Below are 22,401 nucleotides of genomic sequence, written 5' to 3'. Positions count from 1 at the left end.
AGCGGTCGGCTCCCTTCATGGTCACCCAGACGGGGCGCGTGGGGAAGAGCGCGGGGGTCGTGTGAAGCAACAGTCACCGCACAGACCCCCGCCGGGCACCCGGTAGTACAGGCAGCAGCTTCGGCGGCGGAACGCGGTACCCGTCGGTGTGCCGGTGCCGGCGAGGAGGGGGTGCGTGAACAGCTCATCGGTGAGGGCACGGGCGCGTGCCGCGACGTCGGGGCGGCCGTGCGCCCGGGACCACTGGTCGAGCTGCCGGACGGTTCCGGCCAGCGCCGATCCGGCATTGCCGCGCAGCAGGCCCGCCGCCACCGATCGACGGGCGCGCAGGGCCGCGGAGAGGGGTTCGAGATGGCCGACCAGGACCGTCGCGGCGACGGTCGCCGCGTCCCCGGGCAGGGACCGCACCTCCGTCAGCCACAGGTCGTCCGGCGCGCCGGCGTCCGGGTCCCAGCGCAGCAGCTCCGGGGCCAGGTCGGGGACGCGCCGGTAGAGGACGGCGCAGCCCAGGGCCACCGACCACAGCCGGGCCGCGAGGCCCTGCTGCGCCACGGAGGCGGCGATCCGGTCCTCGGGAGCGCGCAGGGCCCGGGAGACCTTTCCGACCCTGAAGGCCAGCGGATCTCCGTACCCGTCCGAGGCGGCGCGATCGGGGGTTTCCGCATAGGCCCGTGCGAGCGTCGGCAGCGCTCCGGGCGGCTCTCCTGGGTCGCCTCGTAGCGTGCGCAGGACGAAGAAGCCGCCGAGCGGGCGGAGCGCGGCGAGTTGGGGGTCGAGGTCCACGAAGTGCAGTAGTACCAAGGCGAGTAGGGGCAGTGATCAGGGGGATCCCTGGTACGTCACCCGCCTGGGGGAGGAGGGCGGGCCCGTCGTACTCCATCGGTAGTAGGACCCATTGCGTGCTCAGGGACGACGACGGGAACAGATCGAGAAGGCATCGTGTTGGTTATGAGAGCCGACCGTTCGCCGCGCCGGGCCCTGCGCCCCCGCCTCACGCAGAGGAGCAGCTCATGAGCGCCCTCGCGTTGTCCGTCGTCCTGTCGCTCGTCTCCGCTGTCGCGTACGCGGGCGGGGCGATCGTGCAGGAGCGGGTCGCGGTGTCCTCGCCCGACGAGGAGTACGCCCCGCTGCGCCGGCCGAGCTGGTGGGCCGCGGTCGCGATGAACGGTCTCGGCGGTCTCCTCCATGTGGTGGCCCTCGCCTACGGTCCCCTCAGCCTTGTTCAGCCGCTCGGCGCGCTGACCATCGTGTTCGCGCTGCCCATGGCCGCGCTGTTCGTCGGCCGCAAGGCCGGGGCGACGGCCTGGCGCGGGGCGATCATGGCGACGGTCGGTCTCGCCGGTCTGCTGTCCCTGGTCGGTGCGGCCGACGCGCAGACGTTGAGCACCCCGCAGCGGGTGACGGTGGCCATGGTCACGGCCGCCGCGGTAGTGACCCTGATGGTGGCCGCGCGGGCCGCGCACCGGCACCCGGCGGTGCGCAGCATGCTGCTGGCGACCGCGTCGGGCATCGCGTTCGGCATGTCGTCGGTGTTCACCAAGACCGTCGCCGTCGACTGGAGCGGCGGCGTCACGGCGGCCGACATCCCCTCCCTGGCCGTGATCGGCGTCCTGGCCACGGCCGGCATGCTGCTCTCGCAGGCCTCCTACCGGGGCGCGGGCCTCGCGGCCCCGCTGGCCACGCTCACGGTCATCAACCCGGTGGTGGCCGCCGCGGTCGGCATCACGATGTTCGGCGAGACCTTCCGCTACGGCACCACGGGCACCGCGCTCGCCCTGAGCTGCGGTGTGGTGGCGGCGGGCGGACTGATCCTGCTCACGACGGAGCGCCTGCAGGGAGCCCAGCAGGAGACGGCGCAGGCGGACGCGGAGGCGGAGGCGCGGGCAGCTGTGCAGGCGGTGGCGGCTCCGGCCCGTGTCCCCGCCCCGCGGGCACAGGTCGACGCCGCCCCCGCGTCGGCCCCGGCGGCGGACGAGGCGCTCGGCGGGATCGGGATCCCCGAGCAGATCGAGATCCCCGCGGAGATCGAGATCCCGGAACAGCCGGTCGCGTCGCTGCTGGAGGACGTGCGGGAGGACCGGCGAGTACCGGCCTCCTCCTCGCCCGGCGAGGAGGACCTCTCGGACCCCGACGACGCTGAACGACCGTGGTACTACGCCCCGGTCTACGGAGGGCTGCTCGTCCCGATGCCGGCCGTCGACCGGCATCGGGTGCGAGTCAAATCCTGACGCCGCCTGCGAGCAGGTAGGCGACCGGGTCGACGTCCGACCCGAAACCGGGCCCCGTCCGCACCTCGAAGTGCAGATGCGGGCCCGTGCTGTTGCCGGTGGAGCCCGACCGGCCGATGCGCTGGCCGCCGCCGACCGACTGCCCCTCGCGCACGGAGATCGCCGACAGGTGGGCGTACTGCGTGTAGTGGCCGTCGGCGTGCCGGATGACCACCTGGTAGCCGAAGGAACCGCCCCAGCCCGCGCTCACCACGCTCCCCGCCTTGACCGCCTTCACGGACGTGCCGGTGGGCACGGGGAAGTCGACGCCCGTGTGGTAGCCCTTCGACCACGAGGAGCCGGTCGCGTGGTACGGCGTCCCGGTAGCGGCGCTGACGGGCGCGACGAGGGAATGGCCGGTCGTCGCCTTGTCGTCGTCCCTGGTCCTGGTGCTCTTGGCCGGCTTGCTCTCCTTGCCGCTCGGGGCTTTGCGGCCCGGGGCCTTGGTGCTCGGGGCATGGCGGCTCGGGGCCTTGCCCGCGGCGGCCGCGCGCTCGCTCAGACTGAGCCGCTGGCCCGGCAGGATCAGGTCCGGGTCGCCGCCTATGGTCGTCCGGTTGGCCGCGTACAGCCCTTGCCAGCCGCCCTTGACCTCCTCGGTCTCGGCGATGCCGGAGAGGGTGTCGCCGCGGACGACGGTGTACATCTCGGCGGTGCCGGCCCGGGACTGGGGCGTGCTCTGGGGCTGCACGTCCTCGAGGGACGTCTTCGAGCCCTTGGAGGACGTGGACGGCTTGGTGCCGTGGGCCGTCTTCCCCGACGAGCCGTTCGGGTGGACGTCGGGGGCGTCGCCGCCCCTGCTCAGTCCGGCCTTCACCGAGCACAGCGGCCAGGCACCGGGCCCCTGCCCGTCCAGGACCTTCTCGGCCACCGCGATCTGCTGGTCCCTGGTGGCCAGATCCGCACGGGGCGCATACCGCGTGCCGCCGTACGCCTCCCAGGTGGACTGGGTGAACTGCAGCCCGCCGTAGAAGCCGTTGCCGGTGTTGATGTTCCAGTCGTTGGTCGACTCGCACGCGGCGACCTTGTTCCAGGTGTCCACGTCGGCCGCCTGGGCGACTCCGGTGCCGATGAGCGGTATCGCCATGCCGGCGCCGCCCGCCGTGACAGTGAGTGAGGCGCGGTTGATCCTGTTCGGCTGATACCGGCGGTGCCGGCCGCGTACGGCCATGGAGATCCCCCTCGACGAGCGTCAGGAGGGGCAAAAATAAGGGCCACGAACTGGCCATGACAAGGCGACAACCGGCCGCTCCGACGCGCCCCGGAGCTCGGGGCACCCCACCGGGAATCCGGTCGGGAAACCCGTCAAGATGGTCCCCAGGACGATACTGACGGGCACACCCCCGGAGGAGCCAACCGTATGAGCACGACAGCGCAGATCGGTGTCACGGGACTCGCGGTCATGGGCCGCAATCTCGCCCGCAACTTCGCACGCAACGGCTACACGGTCGCGTTGCACAACCGCACGGTGGCGCGGACGCACGCCCTGGTCGAGGAGTTCGGCCACGAAGGCGAGTTCGTCGCCGCCGAGACGGCCAAGGAGTTCGTGGCGGCCCTGGAGCGGCCCCGCCGCCTGGTCGTCATGGTGAAGGCCGGTGAGCCGACCGACGCGGTGATCCGGGAGTTCGCCCCGCTGCTCGAACCCGGCGACATGATCATCGACGGCGGCAACGCGCACTTCGCCGACACCCGCCGCCGCGAGCGCGAACTGCGCGAGCAGGGCATCCACTTCGTCGGCGCGGGCATCTCCGGCGGCGAGGAGGGCGCGCTGCACGGCCCGAGCATCATGCCGGGCGGCTCCCCGCAGTCGTACGAGTCGCTGGGCCCGATGCTGGAGAGGATCTCCGCGAAGGCGGCGGACGGAACGCCCTGTGTCACCCACGTCGGCCCGGACGGCGCCGGTCACTTCGTGAAGATGGTCCACAACGGCATCGAGTACGCCGACATGCAACTGATCGGCGAGGCCTACCAGTTGCTGCGCGACGTCGCCGGGTACGAGCCCGCGCAGATCGCGGACATCTTCCGCACCTGGAACACGGGCCGCCTCGACTCCTACCTGATCGAGATCACCGCCGAGGTGCTGTCCCACGTGGACGCGGCGACGGACAAGCCCTTCGTGGACGTGGTGGTCGACCAGGCCGAGCAGAAGGGCACCGGCCGCTGGACCGTCCAGATCGCCCTCGACCTGGGCGTGCCGGTGTCCGGCATCGCGGAGGCCGTCTTCGCCCGGTCGCTGTCGGGGCACGCGGCGCTGCGCGAGGCCTCGCGCGACCTGGCGGGGCCCAAGGCGTCGGCGCTGGGCGAGGCGGAGGCGCAGGCCTTCGCCGACCGGGTGGAACAGGCCCTGTACGCCTCGAAGATCGTGTCGTACACGCAGGGCTTCCACGAGATCGCCGCGGGCAGCGAGGAGTACGGCTGGGACATCGACCTCGGTGCCGTCTCCGCGATCTGGCGCGGCGGCTGCATCATCCGAGCGGCCTTCCTCGACCGGATCCGCGCCGCCTACGACGCCCGGGCGGACCTGCCGAGCCTGCTGTCGGACGAGACGTTCGCCTCGGAGATCGCGGCGGCGCAGGACCCCTGGCGCGAGGTGCTGGTGGCCGCGACGCTCCAGGGCGTGCCCACGCCCGGGTTCGCGGCGGCGCTCGCCTACTACGACGCGCTGCGCGCGGAGCGGTTGCCCGCGGCGCTGACGCAGGGGCAGCGGGACTTCTTCGGCGCGCACACGTACCGGAGGGTGGACCAGGAGGGCGCGTTCCACACCCTGTGGGGCGGCGACCGGTCGGAGGTGACGGCCTGACCGGCCTGATCTCAGCCGCCCCCGCGGTGGTTGTTCCTCGGACGGGCTGTCGGTGGCGTTGATATCCTCGCAGCCCGCCCGAGGGGACAGAGGTCTCGGGCAATGCCGGGGGGCACGCGGGAAGTTGGGAAGTACGGGGGGTTCGATGGGACCACGTCTGGTCTTCGTGCACGGTGTGGGCAAGCCGCGGGACGCCAAGCGGGATCTCGACGAGTGGCGGCTCGCACTGGCCGACGGCATGGGGGCCGCGGGGCACTCCCGGCGGGCGGCCGAACTGCTGGACGGCCGCTCCGCCGACATCCGTTTCGCCTACTACGGCGACCTGTTCCCGGGCCAGGGTCCTGACGCCCGCCCGGAGCGGGCGGAGGAGCAGGAGGAGGGCGAGCTGGCGCAGCTGCTCCTCGACGCCGTCGACGCGCGTCTGGAAGCGCCGCGGGACGACCGTGAGGCCAAGGTGCTGCGCAGGGCCAGGGAACAGCTCGCACCGGAGGGAGAGGCCCAGGGCGCCGGGGACGTCCTGCGGCGCACCCTCGCCGCCGGGAACACGCTGCTCGCCCTGCCGGGGTTGCGCCGGATCGGCGGCTGGACGAGCGCCGGCCTGATGGTGCACGTCCTGCGCCAGGTCAGGCAGTACCTGGCGCGCAAGCATCCCGACGCGGCCGGAGTGAGCCTCGACGCCCGTATCCGCGACCGGGTCCGGGCCGAGCTCGACCCCGAGGGTCCCACCCTCGTCGTCGCCCACTCGCTGGGCACCGTGGTGGCCTTCGAGACCCTGCACGAGCACGAGGCTCCGATACCGCTGCTCGTCACGCTGGGATCGCCCATCGGCATGCGCGCGGCCGTACAGCCCCGGATGCGTCCCCAGCCGCTGCGGACTCCGGCGCAGGTCGAGGGCTGGCTGAACTTCTGGGACCGCGACGACTTCGTCACGGCCACGCCCCGGCTGGAGCGGTTCGTCGCGCCGAACGCCGCGTCGGTGGCCCCGGTCAGCAGGCGGGTCGACTCCGACGGCGCCTGGGTGCACCCCGCGGCGAAGTATCTCGCCCAGTCTGCCGTGGCGGGGCCGATCGCCGAGGCTCTCGAGGCTGTCACGCCCGTATGACGCCGCCGCTCTCGCCCCGTCATCTGCTGGTGGTCGCTCCGCAGTGCCCGGACCTCGGCCCCCTCGACGGCCTGGAGGAGCTGGCGGGGTCCCTGCACGCCGCGCTCGCCGACGCCGCGGTGGGCGGCTGCGAGCAGGCCGCACCGGGTGACTCCTCCCTGCTGTGCGGGCCGCAGGTCGGCCAGGCGCAGGTCGAGAAGGCGGTCCGGGCGGCGGCGGAGCGGGCGGGCGAGGCGGAGGCCGGGCTGGTCCTCGCGTTCCTCGGGCACGGCACCACGCCCGGTGACGTGCCCCGGCTGGCCTTCATGGCGAGCGACTCCCGTGCCGACGCGCCGACGACCGTGGTCGACCTCGGCGGGCTGCTCTCCGACGCCCTGGACACTCCGGGCGTCCAGGGCGTCGTAGCGCTGGTCGACACCTGCCGCGCGGGCGGGGCCGTGCCGGATCTCGCGGCGCTGGGCGCCGGGGTCCGCAGGGGCGCGACGATGCTGTCGCTGCTGACGTCGGTGGGGGTCACCGAGGACGCCTACGGGCTGTCGTTCACCCGCGGGCTCCTGCGGGTGCTGCGCGAAGGCGTGTCCGGGGCCGGGGAGTTCCTGTCGGCGCAGGAGGTGCGGGACGCCGTCAACGCGGTCACGGGCACCGGCGCGCAGGCCCTGGTGCAGGAGGGCGACCTGTTCGGGCAGCGCCCCTGGATCGCCCGCAACGCCCGGCACGCGGCACACGGCGGAACGCTGCTGGGGCCGCTGGGCGCGGAGGAACTGCGCTGGGCGCTCGAACCGCTCGGCGAAGCGGTCCCGCCCTCCCCGCCCGACGCGGCCGAGGACCTGACGCGGCTGCGGGAGACGCTGTCCGAGCTGAGCCGGGACGGCACGGCGGACGCGTGCGACGTGACGAGCGCCCTGCACGTGGTCGGCGGGCTGTCGGACGCGCTGCGCACCACGGCGCTCCTGCGGCGCTGGCCCGGGGCGCCGCTGACGTCGCCCCGGCTGCGGCGCGCGTTCTCCGCGGCGGCCGGCAGCACCGTGCGCGCTCCCCTGACGGACGGCGGGGAGCTACTGCGCGACTGCGTCGAGTCCCTGCGGCTGCGGGTCGCCGGCGTGCGCGGCAACCGCCGGGCGCCGCTCGCCGCGTTCGTCGCCGCGCTCGCCGCCGAAGACCAACTCAGCTCCGCGACACCGGAGTTGGCGGCCTGGGCCGACGCCGTGGACGCCGTCCTGGAGCTGAACGACGCGTTCGCCGAGCTGGCCCGGGCCAGCGCCGAGGGCCGACTGCGCCTCGTGGTCAGCCTGCACGCGGCGGTCGCCGACGACTGGCCGGAGACCCTCCTGGCCTGGCTGCTCGACGGCGGCACGTCCCTCGCGCACGACGAGTTCCCCTGCCCCGCGACGCAAGCCGGTGTGGAGCAGACGCTCGGCACGGTGCTGACCTGGGCCGCCAAGCAGGCCCGGCAGGCGGGGCTGCGCCTCAGGCACGTCGACATCGCCGCCCCCTCGGCGCTGCTGGCCGGCTGGCGCCCCGAGGAGGCGAGGGTCGGCCCGCGGCTGGGCCTGCGCTACAACGTCGTCCTGCGCTGGAGCGACCGGCTGTGCCCGCCCGCCCACATCTCCTGGATCAACGACTACGCCCGGGACCGGCTCGAGGCGATGGAGAAGGGCGACCGCGTCCCCCTCGACTGGCTCGGCCAGGAGGAGACCGGCCGGGCGGACGACCTCGCCGACCGGCTGGAGAGCGGCCTCTACGAGCGTGCCCTCGCCCTGGCCCACCGGCCCGACCGGCTCGCGGACTTCCTGCCGCCGCTGCTGGCCTACGCCCCGATCGTGCTGTGGCCGCAGGGACCGGGCGAGCTGCCCGCGGCCTCCCGGGACAGCGTGGAGCGCCTGTGGGACCGGCTCCCCGCGGAACTCAGCGCCGCCTACCGCAGCGCCTGGAAGGAAGCCGCGGGCGGACAGGACCCGGCGGGCGGCCATGCGGACCTCGCCCGGGTGAGGTCGGCATGGCTGGACACGCAATGGCTCGACTTCTGCGACTGGTTCGACACCCGCACGGGCGATGGAGAGAACACGCGATGACCTGGACCCCCTTCTACGTCGGCGACGGCACGCCCCGGGACGTGGACCTCGGCACTCCCCCGCCCTGGCGCTCCTTCCCCCGCCGGCCCCGGCACGAGCGCTTCCAGCCGCCGCCCGGCCTCGTGGAGGCGGTCAACGCCGCGCTCGTGCTGCGCCGCCCGCTGCTGCTGACCGGCGCGCCCGGGTCGGGCAAGTCCAGCGTCATCGGGCAGGTTGCGGCGGAGCTGAAACTGGACGAGCCGCTGCGCTGGCACATCACCTCCCGCAGCACGCTCGTCGACGCCCTCTACCGCTACGACGCGCTGGGCCGCATCCACGCGCAGCGGCTGGCGGGCGACCCCGACGGCGACGACATCGCCCCCTTCCTGCGGCTGGGCCCCCTGGGCACAGCACTGCTGCCGACGGAACGCCTGCCCCGCGCCCTGCTGATCGACGAGATCGACAAGAGCGACTTCGACCTGCCCAGCGACCTCCTCGACGTGCTGGAGCACGGCGAGTTCGAGATCCCGGAGCTGGCCCGCTACCAGCGCGACGAGGTCGACGTCCGGGAGTGGGGCGGCGAGGGCCTGCACCGGATCGTCAAGGGACGGGTGCAGTGCGACACCTTCCCTTTCATCGTGATGACGAGCAACGGCGAGCGGGACTTCCCGGCCGCGTTCCTGCGGCGCTGCATCCGCTTCACGATGCCTGCGCCGACGGTCGAGTCCCTGCGCGCCGTCGTGGCGGCCCATCTGGAGGTCGACACCGAGCACTCCGCCTCGGTCGACACCCTGATCGCCCGTTTCATCGAGCGGCTCGCGGCCGGCGAGAGCCTGGCCGTGGACCAGTTGCTGAACGCCGTCCATGTGCTGACCAGCACGGCAGCCTCGGAGAGCGACACGGCGCAGGACGTGGTGGACCTGATCCTGCGCGAGCTGTCCCGTGCCTGAGAGTCCGCCCGAGGGCTCGTCCCCGCTTGAGCGAGCCGTGTCGGGCTTGCGGGCCGTGGCTCCTCAGCTCGACGCGACGAGCCTCGCGGAGGCCCTGTGGCTGGCCTCTCGGATGGGGGCGGACCACAACGCGACGTCGCCGGGCCAGGGGGCGGAGACCGCGGCGCCGACGGAGCCGGAGGCCCCTCGGCCCCGCCCGTCCTCCGCGTCCCCCGACCAGGCCCCCGTACTGCGGCCCCCCGCTCTCCCAGCCCCCGAACTGCCCACCCGGACCCTCCACGAACGGCTGCCAGGGTCCGCCTCCCCCGTTCCCGGGCATGCGGTCGCCGTGCCACGACCGTCGGCCCTGCCGCTCGCGCTGCCGCTGACCAGGGCGCTGCGCCCCTGGAAGCGGCCGTGGCGAACCGGCCGGCGTCATACCCTCGACGTGGCCGCGACCGTGGACGGATACGCCCGCAGCGGCGAGCTCCTCCCCGTCCTCACCCCCGCGCCGGAACGCTGGTTCGACCTGACCCTCGTCGTCGACCGCTCCCCCTCCATGCAGGTGTGGCGTGAGACGGTCGACGCGTTCACCGGCGTCCTGGACCAGTTGGGCGCCTTCCGCACGCTCCAGGTCCGCGACCTCCGGTTCGGCACGGACCACGGCCTCGAACTCACCGACCGTCAAGGACGGCCGGTCTCCGCCCGGCAGCCGGGTTCCGCCGACGGCCGCCGGCTGATCGTGGTGGTGTCGGACTGCACCGCCGGCCCCTGGCGTGCGCCCGAGGTCTGGCAGCGGCTGAGAACGTGGGGGCGCAGCGCTCCCCTGGCCCTGCTCAACCCGCTGCCGACCAAGCTGTGGCGCCGGACGGGGCTCGACCTGCCCACCGCCCGAGTCACACCGGGCGCCCCCGGCGGCTCCAACGCCGGGCTGACCTTCCGGCTCCCGCCGCTGCTGCCGCGCACCGACGGCGGTTCCGGCGACGGCCGGGACGAGTGGCTCGCGGTGCCGGTGCTGTCCCTGTCCCCGCACTCCCTGAGGCGGTGGTCGCGGGCGGTGATGCTCGCCGCGCCGGAGGGCTGCGCCGCCGCGCTGGTCCCGTCCGGGGGCCGTCCGGCGCCCGGGCGGGACACGGCGCCGGCACGGCCGTCGACCCTGCGTGACACCGAGTCCCGCGCGGAAGGTTTCCTCCGTACGGCCGCCCCGGCCGCCGCCCGGCTGGCCGTGCTGTGCTCCACGTTCGACCGGCTGAGCCTCGACCTGCTGCACGTGCTCCGCCAGGAACTGGTGCCCGAGGCCGGTACGGCGGACGTCGCCGAGCTGATCGGCTCCGACCTGTTCGCGCTGCACACCGATGCGTCCGGAACGGTGGTCCTGCAAGCACCGGAAGCGATCCGGACGCGGTTGGAACAGTCACTGCCCGAGCACGAGGCACTGCGGCTGAGCCGGGCGCTGAACCGCCACGTCGCGACCCGGCGCGAGGGGCGCGGGCACATGCCGATGGTGGCGGGCGGGGCGGCCGACGGCCCGGAAGCCGTCGCGGCGGAGTCGACGCCGGCGGGGCGGGCGCTGGCACGGACGCTGGAGCTGCTGGGGCTGCCCGGCGGGCAGGGAAGGACGATCAAGCTCGCGCCGGCCACGGAGACCTCGTCGGCGACGGAGGTCTCGCCGACGCCCGCCCCTGCCTCCCCGACGCTCCTGCCTCCCGTTCACGTGCAGGAGCCGCCCCCCGATCCCACCGAGCTAGCCCTGCGCATCGTGGCGGCCCTCCTGCCCACGGGCGGGCAGCTCAGCCGCGGCGACCTGACGGCGGCCGTCGAGGTGGCGCTGACGCTGTTGCACGGGCAGGGACTCGCCGCGGACCCCGAGGTCCTGGTGCGGGAGGTGGAGTCCGGGCATGCCGTTTTCCAGGAGTCCGCGTCCGGCTCCGACGTCTTCGGAGGCCAGGAACAGTGGATCCGCACCCCGCTCCCCCAGCACAACACGTTCTGGGGACGCTACCTGGAACACCTCGACGAGGACGCGAGACCTGTACCACCGGACCCGGACCGGATCGACAGGGCCACGGACCGGCTGCTGGGCCGGCTCGACGACCCGCGCCGTCCGGGGCATTGGCACCGGGCGGGACTGGTCGTCGCACCCGTCCAATCGGGACGCACCAGGGTGGTCATCGGCCTGGCGGCCAAGGCCCTCGACGCGGGCTACCGAGTGATAGTCGTGCTGACCGGACCGTCCAACGACGACCGACTGCAGACCCAACGGCTCGTCGACGAGGGTCTGTTGGGCTTCGACAGTGCGTACCAGATGGTCGGCTCCCGATACGAACCGCCACGGAGACCCGTCGGGGTGGGCGCTTTCGGGGTGCCCGACGGCCTGGAGATCGCCACGCTCACCAGCACCTCCAGCGACTTCACCGCGCGCGGGGCCGCGCGGCTGAACGCTCCGCCGGACGCCTACCCCCTCGTCTTCGTGATCAAGAAGAACAAGAGGGTCGTGGAGGCTGTCCGCTCCTGGCTCGCGCGCCATACCCGGTACCTGGAGCCGTACAACGGCCTCCCGCTGCTCGTCGTCGAGTCGGCGTCCGCGGGCCATCCCACCGCCGCGGACGACGTCGTCCACCACCTGCTGGCAGCGTTCCCGAAGTCCGCCTACGTCAGCTTCGCCTTCGCCCCCTTCCTCCCAGTCCCCGGCCCCGGGGGCCAGAAGCAGAGCCGTTACCCCGACCACTTCGTCCACAACCTATGGACGCACCCGGGTGAGGAACCCCAGCCGGTCGCCCAGGAGTTGCTGCCGCTCGTGCGCGAGGTGACCGACCAGGAAGAATGGTTGCCCACCCGGCACGACGCCACGCACACGCCGGGCAGGGAGCTCCCACCCTCGCTGGTGACAGCCGTCCACTCGTTCGTGCTGGCCTGTGCCGTGCGTCGGGCACGCGAAGAGCGAGCGGCGCACAACTCCATGCTGGTCTCGGTCAGTCGGTTCACCGCCGTGCAGGCGCATGTCCGCGACCAGCTGGCGGGGTATGTGCGGTTGCTCGCATCCGCGCTGGCGGAGCCCGGCAGCGAACGGCTCACGAGCGAGTTCCACTCCCTGTGGCAATCGGACTTCGCCCCCGCGAGCGACGTGACACCGGACTCGGCGGCGGAGGCGGTCGCCTGGGCCCGCGCGGAACACCACCTGGCGGACGCCGCCCGCAAGACCGACGTCGTCCTGGTGAACAGCGGCTCCGACGGTATGCCCGCGTGGCACGCGCACCCCGAGGGCCTGAACGTGGTGGCGGTCGGCGGTACGAAACTCGGGCAGGGCACGGCGCTGGAAGGACTCACCGTCGGCTACTACGTGCGCGCCACCGGCACGTACGGGACGCTGCTCCAGCTGAACAGCGCCTTCCGCTACCGGACCGGCTACGAGGACCTCTGCCGGCTGTACGCCACACCGGAGGTGCTGGGCCGTCGCCGACAAAGCCTCGACGCGTTCTCGGGGGCTGTGGTGGAGACCCGGTACTTCCGTCTGACGCCCGCCGTCCTGCGCCGCAATTTCCGGATGGTGGAGTCCTTCGTCCGTTCGCTCGACAAGCTCGGCCGAGGACCGCGGAGCGTGGGTGACGGCAACCTGCTCTGGGACGACGTCCCGCCGGAGCGGGTGGTCACAGGCTTCCTGGATCCCTATCAGCCGGCGCTGCCCCCGGCGGGGGAACGGGAGCCCGTCAACGACCTCTCCGCGTTTGTGCGTCGGCGCATGGCCGACGGGGACGCGGCGAAGTGGACCGTCCAGATCGCGAACCCGACACACCGCCGGGGCACGGTCGACGTGGCCGGACATCGCGTCGGCCTGGTCGTCCGTCGCCCCTTGGACGCCGTCTCCCCAGACGGCACGTACCGGCTGAAGGTGCTGCGCAACCCGCGCGACGACCAGGCCGGACTCGACGAGGACCAGGTGCTCGGCGCAGCACCGCGTCCGGGGCGGCCCCTGCTGACGATCTACCTGATCGACCCGGCGCCGGAGGACACCGGCGAAACCCTCACCGCCCCTCTGACGGGGTTCACGGTGAGATTTCCGCGCCCCCCCGTGCTGCCCGAGGTCGATTCCGGCCCGCTCAGGTGAGCGGAGGCCCCGGCTCCGGGCTCGGGACCGGCTCGGGGCCCGGCGGGATCGGGGACGGGGACGGCTCGGGGGGCGGGCCCGGGGGCGGCGTCGGGGCGGGGGCCGGGGGCTCCGGGGAAGGGGGCTGCGGGGTCGGCACCGGGCTCGGGTACGGGTCCGGTGGGCCGGGGACGGGTCCGGGCGGGACCGGATCGGGCTGCGGGTTCGTCATGGTGTCCTCCGGGCAGTCGAGAAGCTCGGCCATGGACTACTCCCCCGCCTACCCGGCTCCGCCCCGGACACTCACCCGGGTGGACTCACCCGGCCCGGGCGGCCCGGGCGCCCGCGGCGAGGCCCGGCCGGGGGCTGGACAGCACCGGTACGGCCGTGCGGACGAGGTGCTGGGCCGGGGCCATGGAGCCCTGGGCCAGGACGATCACGTCGGCGTCGGTGACCGAGTCGGCCGCGTCCGCGACCAGGCGGGCGCACGCCTGCGTGTCCCCCGTCGCGAACTGCCCCCAGGCACCCTCGACCAGCAGTGTGCCGACGGTGACGGAGCGGCCGGCACGCCGGGCCTCGTCCTCGATCAGCCCGGCGGTCGGGGCGAAGGTGCTCTCCACGGTCGCCAGGACGACGATGCGGCCCCCGGCGGCCACCGCCGCGGCGGCCATAGGGCGGTCGCCGCGCACGACGGGGACACCTGGGACCCCCGGGGCGCCTGAAACGCCTGGGCCGCCGGTCGTGGAGGCGGCGGCCTCGGCGACCGCGCCGATGGTCGAGCAGGTGCAGAGCACTGCTCGGGCCCCGTCGGCCGCGGCACGGGACAAGGCGGTCCGGACGTCGTCCGCGACCGCCTCGGGACCCAGCTCACGCGCACGCGCGAGCAGTGACTCATCGACGAAGTGCCGCAGTTCCAGGCCGGGGTGGTCCTCGTCGCGCAGCGCCTCGAAGACCGGCACATGGAGGGGTGAGGTGTGCAGCAGCGCCAGCGCCACCGGTCAGAACCGCCCGGGGTGCGCGCGCAGCCAGTCCTTGGCGGCGCTCAGCAGCTCGGGGTCGGCCACCGGGGCCTCCTCGGGGTGGCGGGCCGCCCACTTCACGACGTACGGGCAGAGCGGGGCGACGGGGACACCCTCGCGCGCGGAGAGGGCGTACAACTCGCGCGCCAGCGAGCCCGCGATGCCCTTGCCCTCGTGGGCCGGCTCGACGATGGTGTGCACCGGCACCAGGGCGGGTGCGGGCGACTCCAGCACGAAGTACTCGATGCGGCCCACGACTTCGCCGCCGGCATCGAGGGCCTCGAGGCGGCCCGCCGCCCGGTCGTCGCGGATCTCGATGTCGCTCATGGGCACTCCCGGTGCGATGCGTGCGATGCCTGCTTCGGTCAGGCCGACGCGGCCTGCGGGCTGCGCTCCTGGTCGGAGCCCGGTACCGGCTCCGAGGCGTCGGCCCCGAGGGCCACGATCCGGTTGTCGCGGTCCACATGCACGACCCGTGGCTTCAGAGCCCGCGCCTCCGCGTCGGTCACCTGAGCGTAACTGATGATGATCACCAGATCGCCGGGGTGTACGAGATGGGCGGCGGCCCCGTTGATCCCGACGACGCCCGAGCCACGCTCCCCCTCGATGACGTACGTCTCGAGCCGTGCCCCGTTGGTGATGTCGACGATGTGAACGAGCTCGCCCGGCAACAGATCGGCGGCGTCCAGCAGTTCGGCGTCGATGGTCACCGATCCCACGTAGTGCAGGTCGGCCTGGGTGACGGTGGCACGGTGGATCTTGGACTTGAACATGGTGCGCAGCATTCAGCACTCCTAGAAGACGGCTCCCTGCCTGCTAGCCGCAGGTCAAGGGCGTTCCTCACTGTACAACGGCACGCCGGCGGGGCGGCGGCGCCGCTGGAGCCCCCACGGCCCATCAGCCGGGTCGGCGCATGTCCGCCGCGTTGAGCAGGACGGCCACCGTGGGCGCGATGAGCCCTGTCGGTGTGTCGGCTTTGATTCCCGCGCGGGCGTTGGCGCCGTCGAAGACCAGGACCAGTTGCCGGGCCAGCAGATTCGGGTCGTTCGCCCCGCCCTGTTCGGCCTCGGCGCGGAAGAAGGCTGCCAGGTCCTCCTTGACCCGGCGGGCCACCCGGCTCGCAGGGTGGCCCGGGTCCTTGAGCTCGATCTGGACGGCGAGGTACCGACAGCCCTGGAAGTCGGACGCACCCGCCTGTGACACCAACTGGTCGAAGACGTGCATGATCCGCTCGCGGGGCGAACGGTTGTCGTCGGCTGCGGGCAGAAGAGTCGCCACGTAGGCGGAGGCGCGTTCCTCCAGGCTCGCCGCCAGCAGTTCGTCCTTGCTCTCGAACAGCTGGTACATGGAACGCTTCGACACCCCCGCCGCCCTGCACAGCGCGTCGACGCCGACGCCGACACCGTCTCGGTAGGTGAGCGTGGCCACTGCCTCCAGCAGCCGCTCTCGGGGACTTGACTTCGCGTCGGTGGTCATATTGCGAGGTTAACTCGATTCCGACCAAATGAAAACCGATCGGTTTACAACGCCGGTCGGGGCGACCTTCGAGCACCACGCCATGGTGCCCGCTCTCGGAGATGCCCTGTCTCCCTTCGCCGACCTGCGCCTAGAGAGCAGGCGATCAGCGCAGGCAGCAGGGCATTTTCTCACTCTCCACTCGTTGTGATCGACCAACCGGGCATCCCCGGTGGAGTCGGGCTCAGTGGGCGATGACGGGCTCGCCCTCCGACGGCGCCAGAGGCACATTCGGCATCAGGAGCGCCGACAGGACGGCACCGACCACGAAGAACCCGGAGCCCCACGCAAGGGTGGCCGTGTAGCTTTCGACGCCGGCCTGGGCCATGGTCAGTGCGCCGGGCTTGTGCGAGGACAGGTAGTCGGTCGCGGCCGACGAGGCAACGGTGGTCAGCAGCGCCGTGCTGATCGATCCGCCCACCTGCTGGCCGGTGTTGATCAGCGCCGAGGCGACGCCCGTGTCCTCGTGATGCACGCCTGCGGTCGCACCCTGGAACGCGGTGGTCATGACCCCACCGAGGCCGAGACCCAGCAGGACCAGGCCGGGCATGATGTCGGCGACGTAGGCGCTGTCCAGCTCGAGCCGGGTCAGCAGGGCCATCCCTGTCGCGGCGACCAGGAAGCCGGCGCTGATCACGATCTTCGGACCGACCTTGGGCAGCAGCAGCGAAGGCGCCGTGGTCGACGCGACGACGATGCCCGCGACCATCGGCAGGAACGCCAGTCCGGTCTCGATCGGCGAGTAGCCGATGCCGGCCTCCAGGTAGTAGGTCAGGAACAGGAAGATCGAGAACATCCCCATGCCTATGACGAACACCGCCAGGAACGAACCCCCGCGGGTCCGGTCCAGCACGAGTCGCAGCGGCAGCAGTGGATGCGCGACCTTGGACTCCAGCCATACGAATACGGCGAGCAGCACCACGCCGGCGATCATCGAGCCGAGGGTGACCGGGTTGGTCCAGCTGGTGGATTCGACGTGCGCGAACCCGTAGACGATGGCGAACAGTGCCGCGCTCACCACAATGGTGCCGGGAATGTCGAGTTTGGGCCGCTCGGTGACCGCGGGCTTGGCCAGCAGCAGCACCGCACCGACCAGCGCGACGGCCGCGAAGACGACGTTCACGTACATCACCCAGCGCCACGACGCCCATTCGGTGAGCATGCCGCCGAGCAGCAGCCCGACCGCGCCGCCCGCTCCGGCCAGCGCACTGAAGATGCCGAACGCCTTCGGCCTCTCGGTCGGTTCGGTGAAGGTCACGCTGAGCAGGGAGAGTGCCGCAGGCGCGAGCAGCGCGGCGAAGAGCCCTTGGGCCACACGTGCCGCGACGAGGATGTCGAAGCTGGTGGCCGCGCCGCCGAGGACGGATGCGCCCGCGAAACCGATCAGGCCGGTCACAAAGGTGGTGCGTCGGCCGAACAGGTCGCCGAGCCGGCCACCGAGCAGCAGCAGGCTGCCGAAGGCCAGGGCGTAACCCGTGATGACCCACTGCCGGCTGCCGTCGCTGAAACCGAGGTCATGTTGGGCCGCGGGCAGCGCGATGTTCACGACGGTCGCATCGAGCGTGACCATGAGCTGCGCCGTGCCCAGCACGACAAGCACCCACCAGCGCACGGCGTGCGAGCCGCGGCGGCCCGAATCTGTTTTCCCGGAGGCGGGCGCCCCACGGTCGAACGTGGTACTCACTTTTCCCCTTAGCTGCTGGTCACAGACCGACCACCGGTTGGAAACCGATCTGTTTCCATTCAGAAAAACAGATCGGTTTCCAGAGCGCAAGCGAACGCGACGCGAGCGGTGCACCGAACCGTCGAACCGCCCACCCTCGGCGCTTGCGTTGGGAAACCGATCGGTTTACTATGTTGAAAACCGTTCGGTTTCTCACTCTGTGGAGGCAGTCATGACCGCTCTGAAGGGCGCAAACGTCTTCGTCACCGGCGGCAGCCGGGGCATCGGCAAGGCCCTGGTCGAGGAGCTCTATGCCCGCGGCGCCGGCAAGGTCTACGCCACGGCCCGCGACCCGCGCAGCGTGACGCACCCCGACGCCGTTCCCGTGGCACTGGAAGTCACCGACCCGGCCTCCGTGGCGGCCGCCGCCGCACAGGCGCAAGACGTCACCGTGCTGATCAACAACGCGGGCGCCTCGGTCGGCGCATCCTTCCTCAAGTCGCCGGTCGACGACGTGCGCCGGGAGTTCGAGACCAACTTCTACGGCCCGCTGCTTCTCGCCCGGGCCTTCGTGCCGGTCATCGAGCGCAACGGCGGCGGTCACCTACTCAACGTGCACTCCGTGCTCTCCTGGATCGCCCTCGGCGGCTCCTACAGCGCCTCCAAGGCCGCCCTGTGGTCGCAGACCAACTCCCTTCGCCTGGAGCTTCAGCCGCGCGGGATCGCCGTCACCGGACTGCACGTCGGGTACGTGGACACGGACCTCACGGCCGGCGTCGACGCACCGAAGTCCGACCCTCGTGACGTCGCCGCACTCGCCCTCGACGGCATCGAGACGGGCGCGTACGAGGTGCTCGCCGACGACATCTCGCGCCAGGTCAAGGCGGGCCTCGCCGACGACCTCACCGCCCTGTACGCCCAGTTGGCCAAGTAGCACGTAGGACAAGGAGCCGACGGGATGCCCGTCCACGAGTCACGTTCCACGATCCACATCCCGGGGACCACCAGCCACACCATCGCCCCGCGCCCGGGCCGCCACGGCCACCAGGGAACGCTGCGCTACCTCAAGGCGGGCACCGGCGCTCCCCTGGTCCTGCTGCACACCGTGCGCACCCAGGCCGAGCACTTCCGGGCCCTCATCCCGCTGATCGCGGACCATTACACCGTGTACGCCCTCGACCTGCCCGGGATGGGCCACTCCGAGATCGTGGCCGGTGCGTCGTACGACGAGCCGGCCATGCGCGCGGGCGTCGAACGGCTCCTCACCGAACTCGACCTCCACGACGTCACGTTGGTCGGGGAGTCCATGGGAGCGGTGCTGGCACTGACCACCGCGGCCGATCTACCGGAGCGCGTCCGGCGCGTCGTCGCGGTCAACACGTACGACTTCCGCCACGGAATCGCCCGGTCCGGTCTCCTCGCCCGCGTGGTGGTCAGCGGTGTCCTCACGCCGGGAGTGGGCCCGGTGATCGCCGGGGTGGAGCCCAAGGCCGCCCTCCGCAAGATCCTTCAGGGCGGCCTCGGCGACAAGACCGCCCTGCGGGAGGACTACGTCGACGAGCTCCTCCAGGTGGGCAGCCGCCCCGGCTACCCGACCGTCGCCCGAGCCGTGTACCAGGGCCTGCCCACCCTCATCGCGGCCCGCTCGCGCTACCCCGAGGTCAAGGCCCCCGTGCATCTCGTCTACGGCGAGAAGGACTGGTCCCGGCCCTCGGACCGGGAGGCCAACAAGAAGCTCCTGCCGGCCGCCGACTTCACACAGGTCCCGAAGGCGGGCCACTTCATCGCCCTGGAACGCCCCGACGTGCTGGCCGACCTGCTGACCTGAGCGTGCCATGGCCACCCCCGTCCGCGTGCGGTGCGTGCGCGGGACCAGGTCTCGGCGATCTTGCCGTCGACGACGCGCATGATGCCCATTCCGGAGGCGGCGACGAAAGGGGAATATCACAACGTGCCCGTCCTGAAATCAGCACTGCTCTCTACTCCAGTTGTAGATCGCGATCTTCATGTCTGAGCGGCTTGTCGCTGATAGTGGCTTGTCTGGGATCGGGCCTGGTGGCGGCGTCGCCAGTGGGACCAACTGAGCCGGTGGGCCGCATCGTGTGCGGGCCGGCCGATGAGCGCGGTGAACAGGTGCTGGATCTCGTTGCAGGTCAACGGGATGAGCCCGTCCGGCTTCGGGTGGCGGGCGTGTTCGTCGGCGCGGACGGCGGCGAGGAAGGCGCGGGCAAGCATCGCGAGGGTGACCCAGCGGTGCCAGGACACCCAGCCTCTGACCTGGTGCTCGTCCAGTCCGGCCAGGCCCTTGCAGGACTGGAAGGTCTCCTCGACCGTCCATCTGCGTCCGGCGACCCGCACCAGGGTGGACAGCGGCACCGGGGTGGCTGAGTAGCAGCGGTAGAAGGCGAGTTCACGGGTGCGCCGGTTGCGGCGGACGAGTAGCTGGTGGTGGCCGGGCGAGTCGTCGGCGATGCCAGCCAGGGCCCAGTCGTAGAAGCGGTGGCCCTTGGCTCCGGTGCCGGCGGAGAGCTTCTGCCAGGCCCGTGGGGGGAGCTTCCTGACCAGGGCGTCGGCGCGGAGTTTGCCCGCACGGGTAGTGATCTGGTGGTCGCAGGCGACGGCAAGGACGTAGCCGACCTGCCTTTTCTCTAGTTCGCCTCGCAGGTGCGGGTTGCCTCCGTAGACCTCGTCAGCGACCACCCAGGACGCGGGGACGCCAGCGTCCAGGGTGCAGCCGATCATGCGCGCGGCTAGGGCGGGTTTCGTGGCGAAGGCGACGGCGTCGGGTATTCCGGTGGCCTGGCAGCGGGCCGTGTCCTCGGTCCAGGAACGCGGGACATACAACTCCCGGTCGATCGCCGCGTGCCCGAGCGGGGTGGAGTACGCAAGGTAGACGGCGACCTGACTGTTCTCGATGCGTCCGCGTCGCGTCCCCGGCATGCTCGGCGAGCGTCCAGCAGTTCTTGCGCGGCAGGTCCGACAACAACCCGAGCACCAACGGCCGTGCCCGGCACCGTGGTTCCCCCCGCACGAACCATCCCGCGATACGGCCCATCAGGACCTCGAACGCTTCCTGCCAGCGGCCAGGATCTACGCCGTGAGGCGCGCTCGAACATGGCCGTCGCCTCGGGCAGCACACTCACGGTGTTCGTATAGACCAGGCCGCGGTAACCGACACGGCAGCTGTAGATGTGGCTGCGTCGTAAGTTGAGGCTGGTCAGCGGGGTGGCGGGGTGGCTGCGGGCATCGGTCATCACCCGATCGGGGGGATTAACTTAGCGGCGCCTCGATCATCATTTTGCTGACTGTACGTTCTGTGTGTCGCCCGAGGGGGCGTAGCAACACGCTTACCGCGGAGACCTGTTCGTGTTACCGGTGCGGTGCCGGGTCGCTCACAATCGACGTGCCTGGAGGGGCATTGAGGATTTCCGGGTGCTGGAGTGTTTCTGGCTTAGGCGTCGGGCTGGTGGCCCTGGGCGTTGTCGGCGGGGCGGGCGCGTGAAGGTCAGGTACGTGCATCACTCCTACCGCCGGTGCACGGTACTGCGCGGGGTCGACTTCGACCTGCGTCCCGGCGCGCTCGTCGGAATCGTCGGCGAGAACGGTGCGGGCAAGTCCACCTTGCTCAGGATCCTTTCGGGTGAGCTGCGCCCGTCTCGCGGCACCGTCCGCCACGTCGGCCGCTTCGGGTACTGCCCGCAGCACCCTGTCCTCAACGACGCCTTCACCGTCCGGCAGCACCTGGAGTTCTTCCAAACCGCCTTCGGCCTGGCCGACCTGCGCCACGCCGAGGAGGTGATGGAGACCCTGGGCTTCGCCGAGTACGCCGACGTGCGCGCCGGGGTGCTCAGCGGCGGGACGCGGCAGAAGCTGAATCTGACCCTGGCTCTGATGCACGACCCGCAGGTGCTGCTCCTGGACGAGCCCTACCAGGGCTTCGACTGGGACACCTACCAGCGCTTCTGGGACCTGGCGGCCCGGCTGCGGGACGCCGGCCGTTCGGTGCTGGTCGTCTCGCACCTCGCCTATGACGCCGAGCGGCTGGACGAACTGTGGCAGATGAAAGACGGCACGCTCCAGCCTATGGCGGGCGCGGCATGAAAAGGCATCTGGCGCTGTTCGCCACCGCGACGCGGTATGCGTTGACCGAACACGTACGCAATCGGTTCGCGATGGTGCTGGTCGCCGTGTTCATCCCGCTGTGGACGATGCTGGCTTACCTGGTCATGCCCGACTCTCCGGCCCGGATGAGACTGCGGGCCACCGGGCAGGTGCTGGCTCCACGGGGGAACGAGATCACGGAAATCAGCGGTGCGCTCAACGCCGTCACCCTGATCACCGGGTTCATGATGTTCGCGGCCACGTTCGCCGGGCACGACTTCGACCGCCGCCTGGCCATGGCCGGCTATCCCCGGACCCATCTCGTCCTGGCGAAGGTCGCCGCGCTCGCCCTGGCCTCCGCCGCCGTGTCCGCCTACGCCACCGCCGTCACCTGTCTGATCTGGACACCGCGCCAGCCTGTCCTGCTCGCTGTCGCACTGTTCAGCGCCGCCATGACCTATGGCGTCCTGGGCGTCGGTTTCGGTGCCGTGATGCGCAGGGAGGTCGAGGGCATGTTCGCCATCCTGATGACGAGCATCATCGACCTCGGTCTGCAGAACCCCATTTCCAGCTCCGGGAGCGACAGTCCCGTCACCTGCTTCCTGCCCTCCTACGGCGCGATGCAGGCCAGTACCGCTGCGGGCTTTTCGACCGCGGCCGTGCCGGGGCACGTCGCCGTCCAGCTGATCTGGGCCGCCGCCGCCGCGCTGGCCGGTCTCCTCGCCTTCCACCGCCGCACCCGCAACGCGCTGCCCCCGGCAGCCCGGCCCTTCGTGCCGGGATCCCGCCGAACCGTCCGGGACCAGGCGGCAAAAGCCGGTCCGACGGTGGCGGACTGAACCTTCCGCAGTACCCGCGCCCGTCGGCTGA

Annotated in this window: 18 protein-coding genes and 1 pseudogene; 10 read left to right on the top strand and 9 right to left on the bottom strand. The window is 71.9% G+C overall.

Going from position 1 to position 22,401, the window contains the following annotated elements; translation table 11 throughout:
• Positions 1-21: 21 nt before the first annotated feature.
• The gene (locus B5557_RS38935) at positions 22-801 is read right to left on the bottom strand and encodes a (2Fe-2S)-binding protein (RefSeq protein ID WP_231976145.1); all 780 of its coding nucleotides are present in this window, start codon (positions 799-801) and stop codon (positions 22-24) included.
• Between the two features lie 209 nt (positions 802-1,010).
• Here B5557_RS38935 and B5557_RS38930 point away from each other — a divergent pair, with 209 nt between their 5' ends.
• Positions 1,011-2,228, top strand: coding sequence for a DMT family transporter (locus tag B5557_RS38930; RefSeq protein WP_173877783.1), 1,218 nt, complete (start codon positions 1,011-1,013; stop codon positions 2,226-2,228).
• On the opposite strand, the gene B5557_RS38925 is transcribed toward B5557_RS38930, so the two are convergent.
• Positions 2,218-3,438, bottom strand: a complete 1,221-nt coding sequence (locus B5557_RS38925) for a transglycosylase family protein (protein ID WP_079663897.1) — start codon at positions 3,436-3,438, stop codon at positions 2,218-2,220. The two genes, B5557_RS38930 and B5557_RS38925, sit on opposite strands and share 11 nt — an antisense overlap.
• A 189-nt stretch (positions 3,439-3,627) precedes the next feature.
• Between B5557_RS38925 and gndA the strand changes: the two genes are divergently transcribed.
• The 5 genes from gndA to B5557_RS45800 all read left to right on the top strand — a co-directional run bounded on the left by gndA (position 3,628) and on the right by B5557_RS45800 (position 13,254).
• On the top strand, positions 3,628-5,067 hold the full coding sequence (gene gndA, locus B5557_RS38920; protein ID WP_079663896.1) for an NADP-dependent phosphogluconate dehydrogenase: 1,440 nt from the start codon (positions 3,628-3,630) through the stop codon (positions 5,065-5,067).
• Positions 5,068-5,212: 145 nt separating this feature from the next.
• Positions 5,213-6,169, top strand: coding sequence for a hypothetical protein (locus B5557_RS38915; protein WP_079663895.1), 957 nt, complete (start codon positions 5,213-5,215; stop codon positions 6,167-6,169).
• Complete coding sequence (locus B5557_RS38910) at positions 6,166-8,241, top strand: hypothetical protein (RefSeq protein ID WP_079663894.1); 2,076 nt, start codon at positions 6,166-6,168, stop codon at positions 8,239-8,241. The genes B5557_RS38915 and B5557_RS38910 overlap by 4 nt, the downstream gene beginning before the upstream one ends.
• Complete coding sequence (locus B5557_RS38905) at positions 8,238-9,170, top strand: AAA family ATPase (protein ID WP_079663893.1); 933 nt, start codon at positions 8,238-8,240, stop codon at positions 9,168-9,170. The genes B5557_RS38910 and B5557_RS38905 overlap by 4 nt, the downstream gene beginning before the upstream one ends.
• Before the next feature lie 55 nt (positions 9,171-9,225).
• On the top strand, positions 9,226-13,254 hold the full coding sequence (locus B5557_RS45800; RefSeq protein WP_159424478.1) for an SAV_2336 N-terminal domain-related protein: 4,029 nt from the start codon (positions 9,226-9,228) through the stop codon (positions 13,252-13,254).
• On the opposite strand, the gene B5557_RS38895 is transcribed toward B5557_RS45800, so the two are convergent.
• The 6 genes from B5557_RS38895 to B5557_RS38870 form a co-directional block, all read right to left on the bottom strand.
• On the bottom strand, positions 13,247-13,498 hold the full coding sequence (locus B5557_RS38895) for a hypothetical protein (RefSeq protein WP_180291697.1): 252 nt from the start codon (positions 13,496-13,498) through the stop codon (positions 13,247-13,249). The two genes, B5557_RS45800 and B5557_RS38895, sit on opposite strands and share 8 nt — an antisense overlap.
• Positions 13,499-13,550: 52 nt before the next feature.
• Positions 13,551-14,228, bottom strand: a complete 678-nt coding sequence (locus B5557_RS38890; protein ID WP_079663891.1) for an aspartate/glutamate racemase family protein — start codon at positions 14,226-14,228, stop codon at positions 13,551-13,553.
• Positions 14,229-14,231: 3 nt separating this feature from the next.
• Positions 14,232-14,579 (bottom strand): GNAT family N-acetyltransferase, encoded by a 348-nt coding sequence (locus tag B5557_RS38885; protein ID WP_079663890.1) that lies wholly within the window; start codon positions 14,577-14,579, stop codon positions 14,232-14,234.
• Between the two features lie 38 nt (positions 14,580-14,617).
• Positions 14,618-15,037, bottom strand: a complete 420-nt coding sequence (gene panD, locus B5557_RS38880; protein WP_079663889.1) for an aspartate 1-decarboxylase — start codon at positions 15,035-15,037, stop codon at positions 14,618-14,620.
• A gap of 112 nt (positions 15,038-15,149) precedes the next feature.
• Positions 15,150-15,728: a TetR/AcrR family transcriptional regulator gene (locus B5557_RS38875; RefSeq protein WP_079663888.1), complete on the bottom strand. Its 579-nt coding sequence runs from the start codon at positions 15,726-15,728 to the stop codon at positions 15,150-15,152.
• Between the two features lie 223 nt (positions 15,729-15,951).
• A complete protein-coding gene (locus tag B5557_RS38870) occupies positions 15,952-17,451 on the bottom strand; it encodes an MFS transporter (RefSeq protein WP_079663887.1) in 1,500 nt (499 codons plus the stop codon).
• 211 nt (positions 17,452-17,662) lie between these two features.
• On the opposite strand from B5557_RS38870, the gene B5557_RS38865 reads away from it, so the two are divergent.
• Both B5557_RS38865 and B5557_RS38860 read left to right on the top strand, forming a co-directional pair.
• Positions 17,663-18,364: an SDR family oxidoreductase gene (locus B5557_RS38865; RefSeq protein WP_079663886.1), complete on the top strand. Its 702-nt coding sequence runs from the start codon at positions 17,663-17,665 to the stop codon at positions 18,362-18,364.
• Positions 18,365-18,388: 24 nt separating this feature from the next.
• The gene (locus B5557_RS38860) at positions 18,389-19,258 is read left to right on the top strand and encodes an alpha/beta fold hydrolase (RefSeq protein ID WP_079663885.1); all 870 of its coding nucleotides are present in this window, start codon (positions 18,389-18,391) and stop codon (positions 19,256-19,258) included.
• A gap of 176 nt (positions 19,259-19,434) precedes the next feature.
• Here B5557_RS38860 and B5557_RS38855 read toward each other — a convergent pair.
• Positions 19,435-20,485, bottom strand: a pseudogene (locus B5557_RS38855) (IS701 family transposase).
• Positions 20,486-20,928: 443 nt separating this feature from the next.
• On the opposite strand from B5557_RS38855, the gene B5557_RS38850 reads away from it, so the two are divergent.
• Both B5557_RS38850 and B5557_RS38845 read left to right on the top strand, forming a co-directional pair.
• Positions 20,929-21,531, top strand: coding sequence for an ABC transporter ATP-binding protein (locus B5557_RS38850; RefSeq protein WP_107472674.1), 603 nt, complete (start codon positions 20,929-20,931; stop codon positions 21,529-21,531).
• Positions 21,528-22,370 (top strand): hypothetical protein, encoded by an 843-nt coding sequence (locus B5557_RS38845; protein WP_079663884.1) that lies wholly within the window; start codon positions 21,528-21,530, stop codon positions 22,368-22,370. The genes B5557_RS38850 and B5557_RS38845 overlap by 4 nt, the downstream gene beginning before the upstream one ends.
• Positions 22,371-22,401 lie beyond the last annotated feature (31 nt).

This window comes from Streptomyces sp. 3214.6 (genome assembly GCF_900129855.1).
GTDB classification, from domain to species: domain Bacteria; phylum Actinomycetota; class Actinomycetes; order Streptomycetales; family Streptomycetaceae; genus Streptomyces; species Streptomyces soliscabiei.
This window is presented reverse-complemented; position numbering and strand designations above follow the sequence as displayed.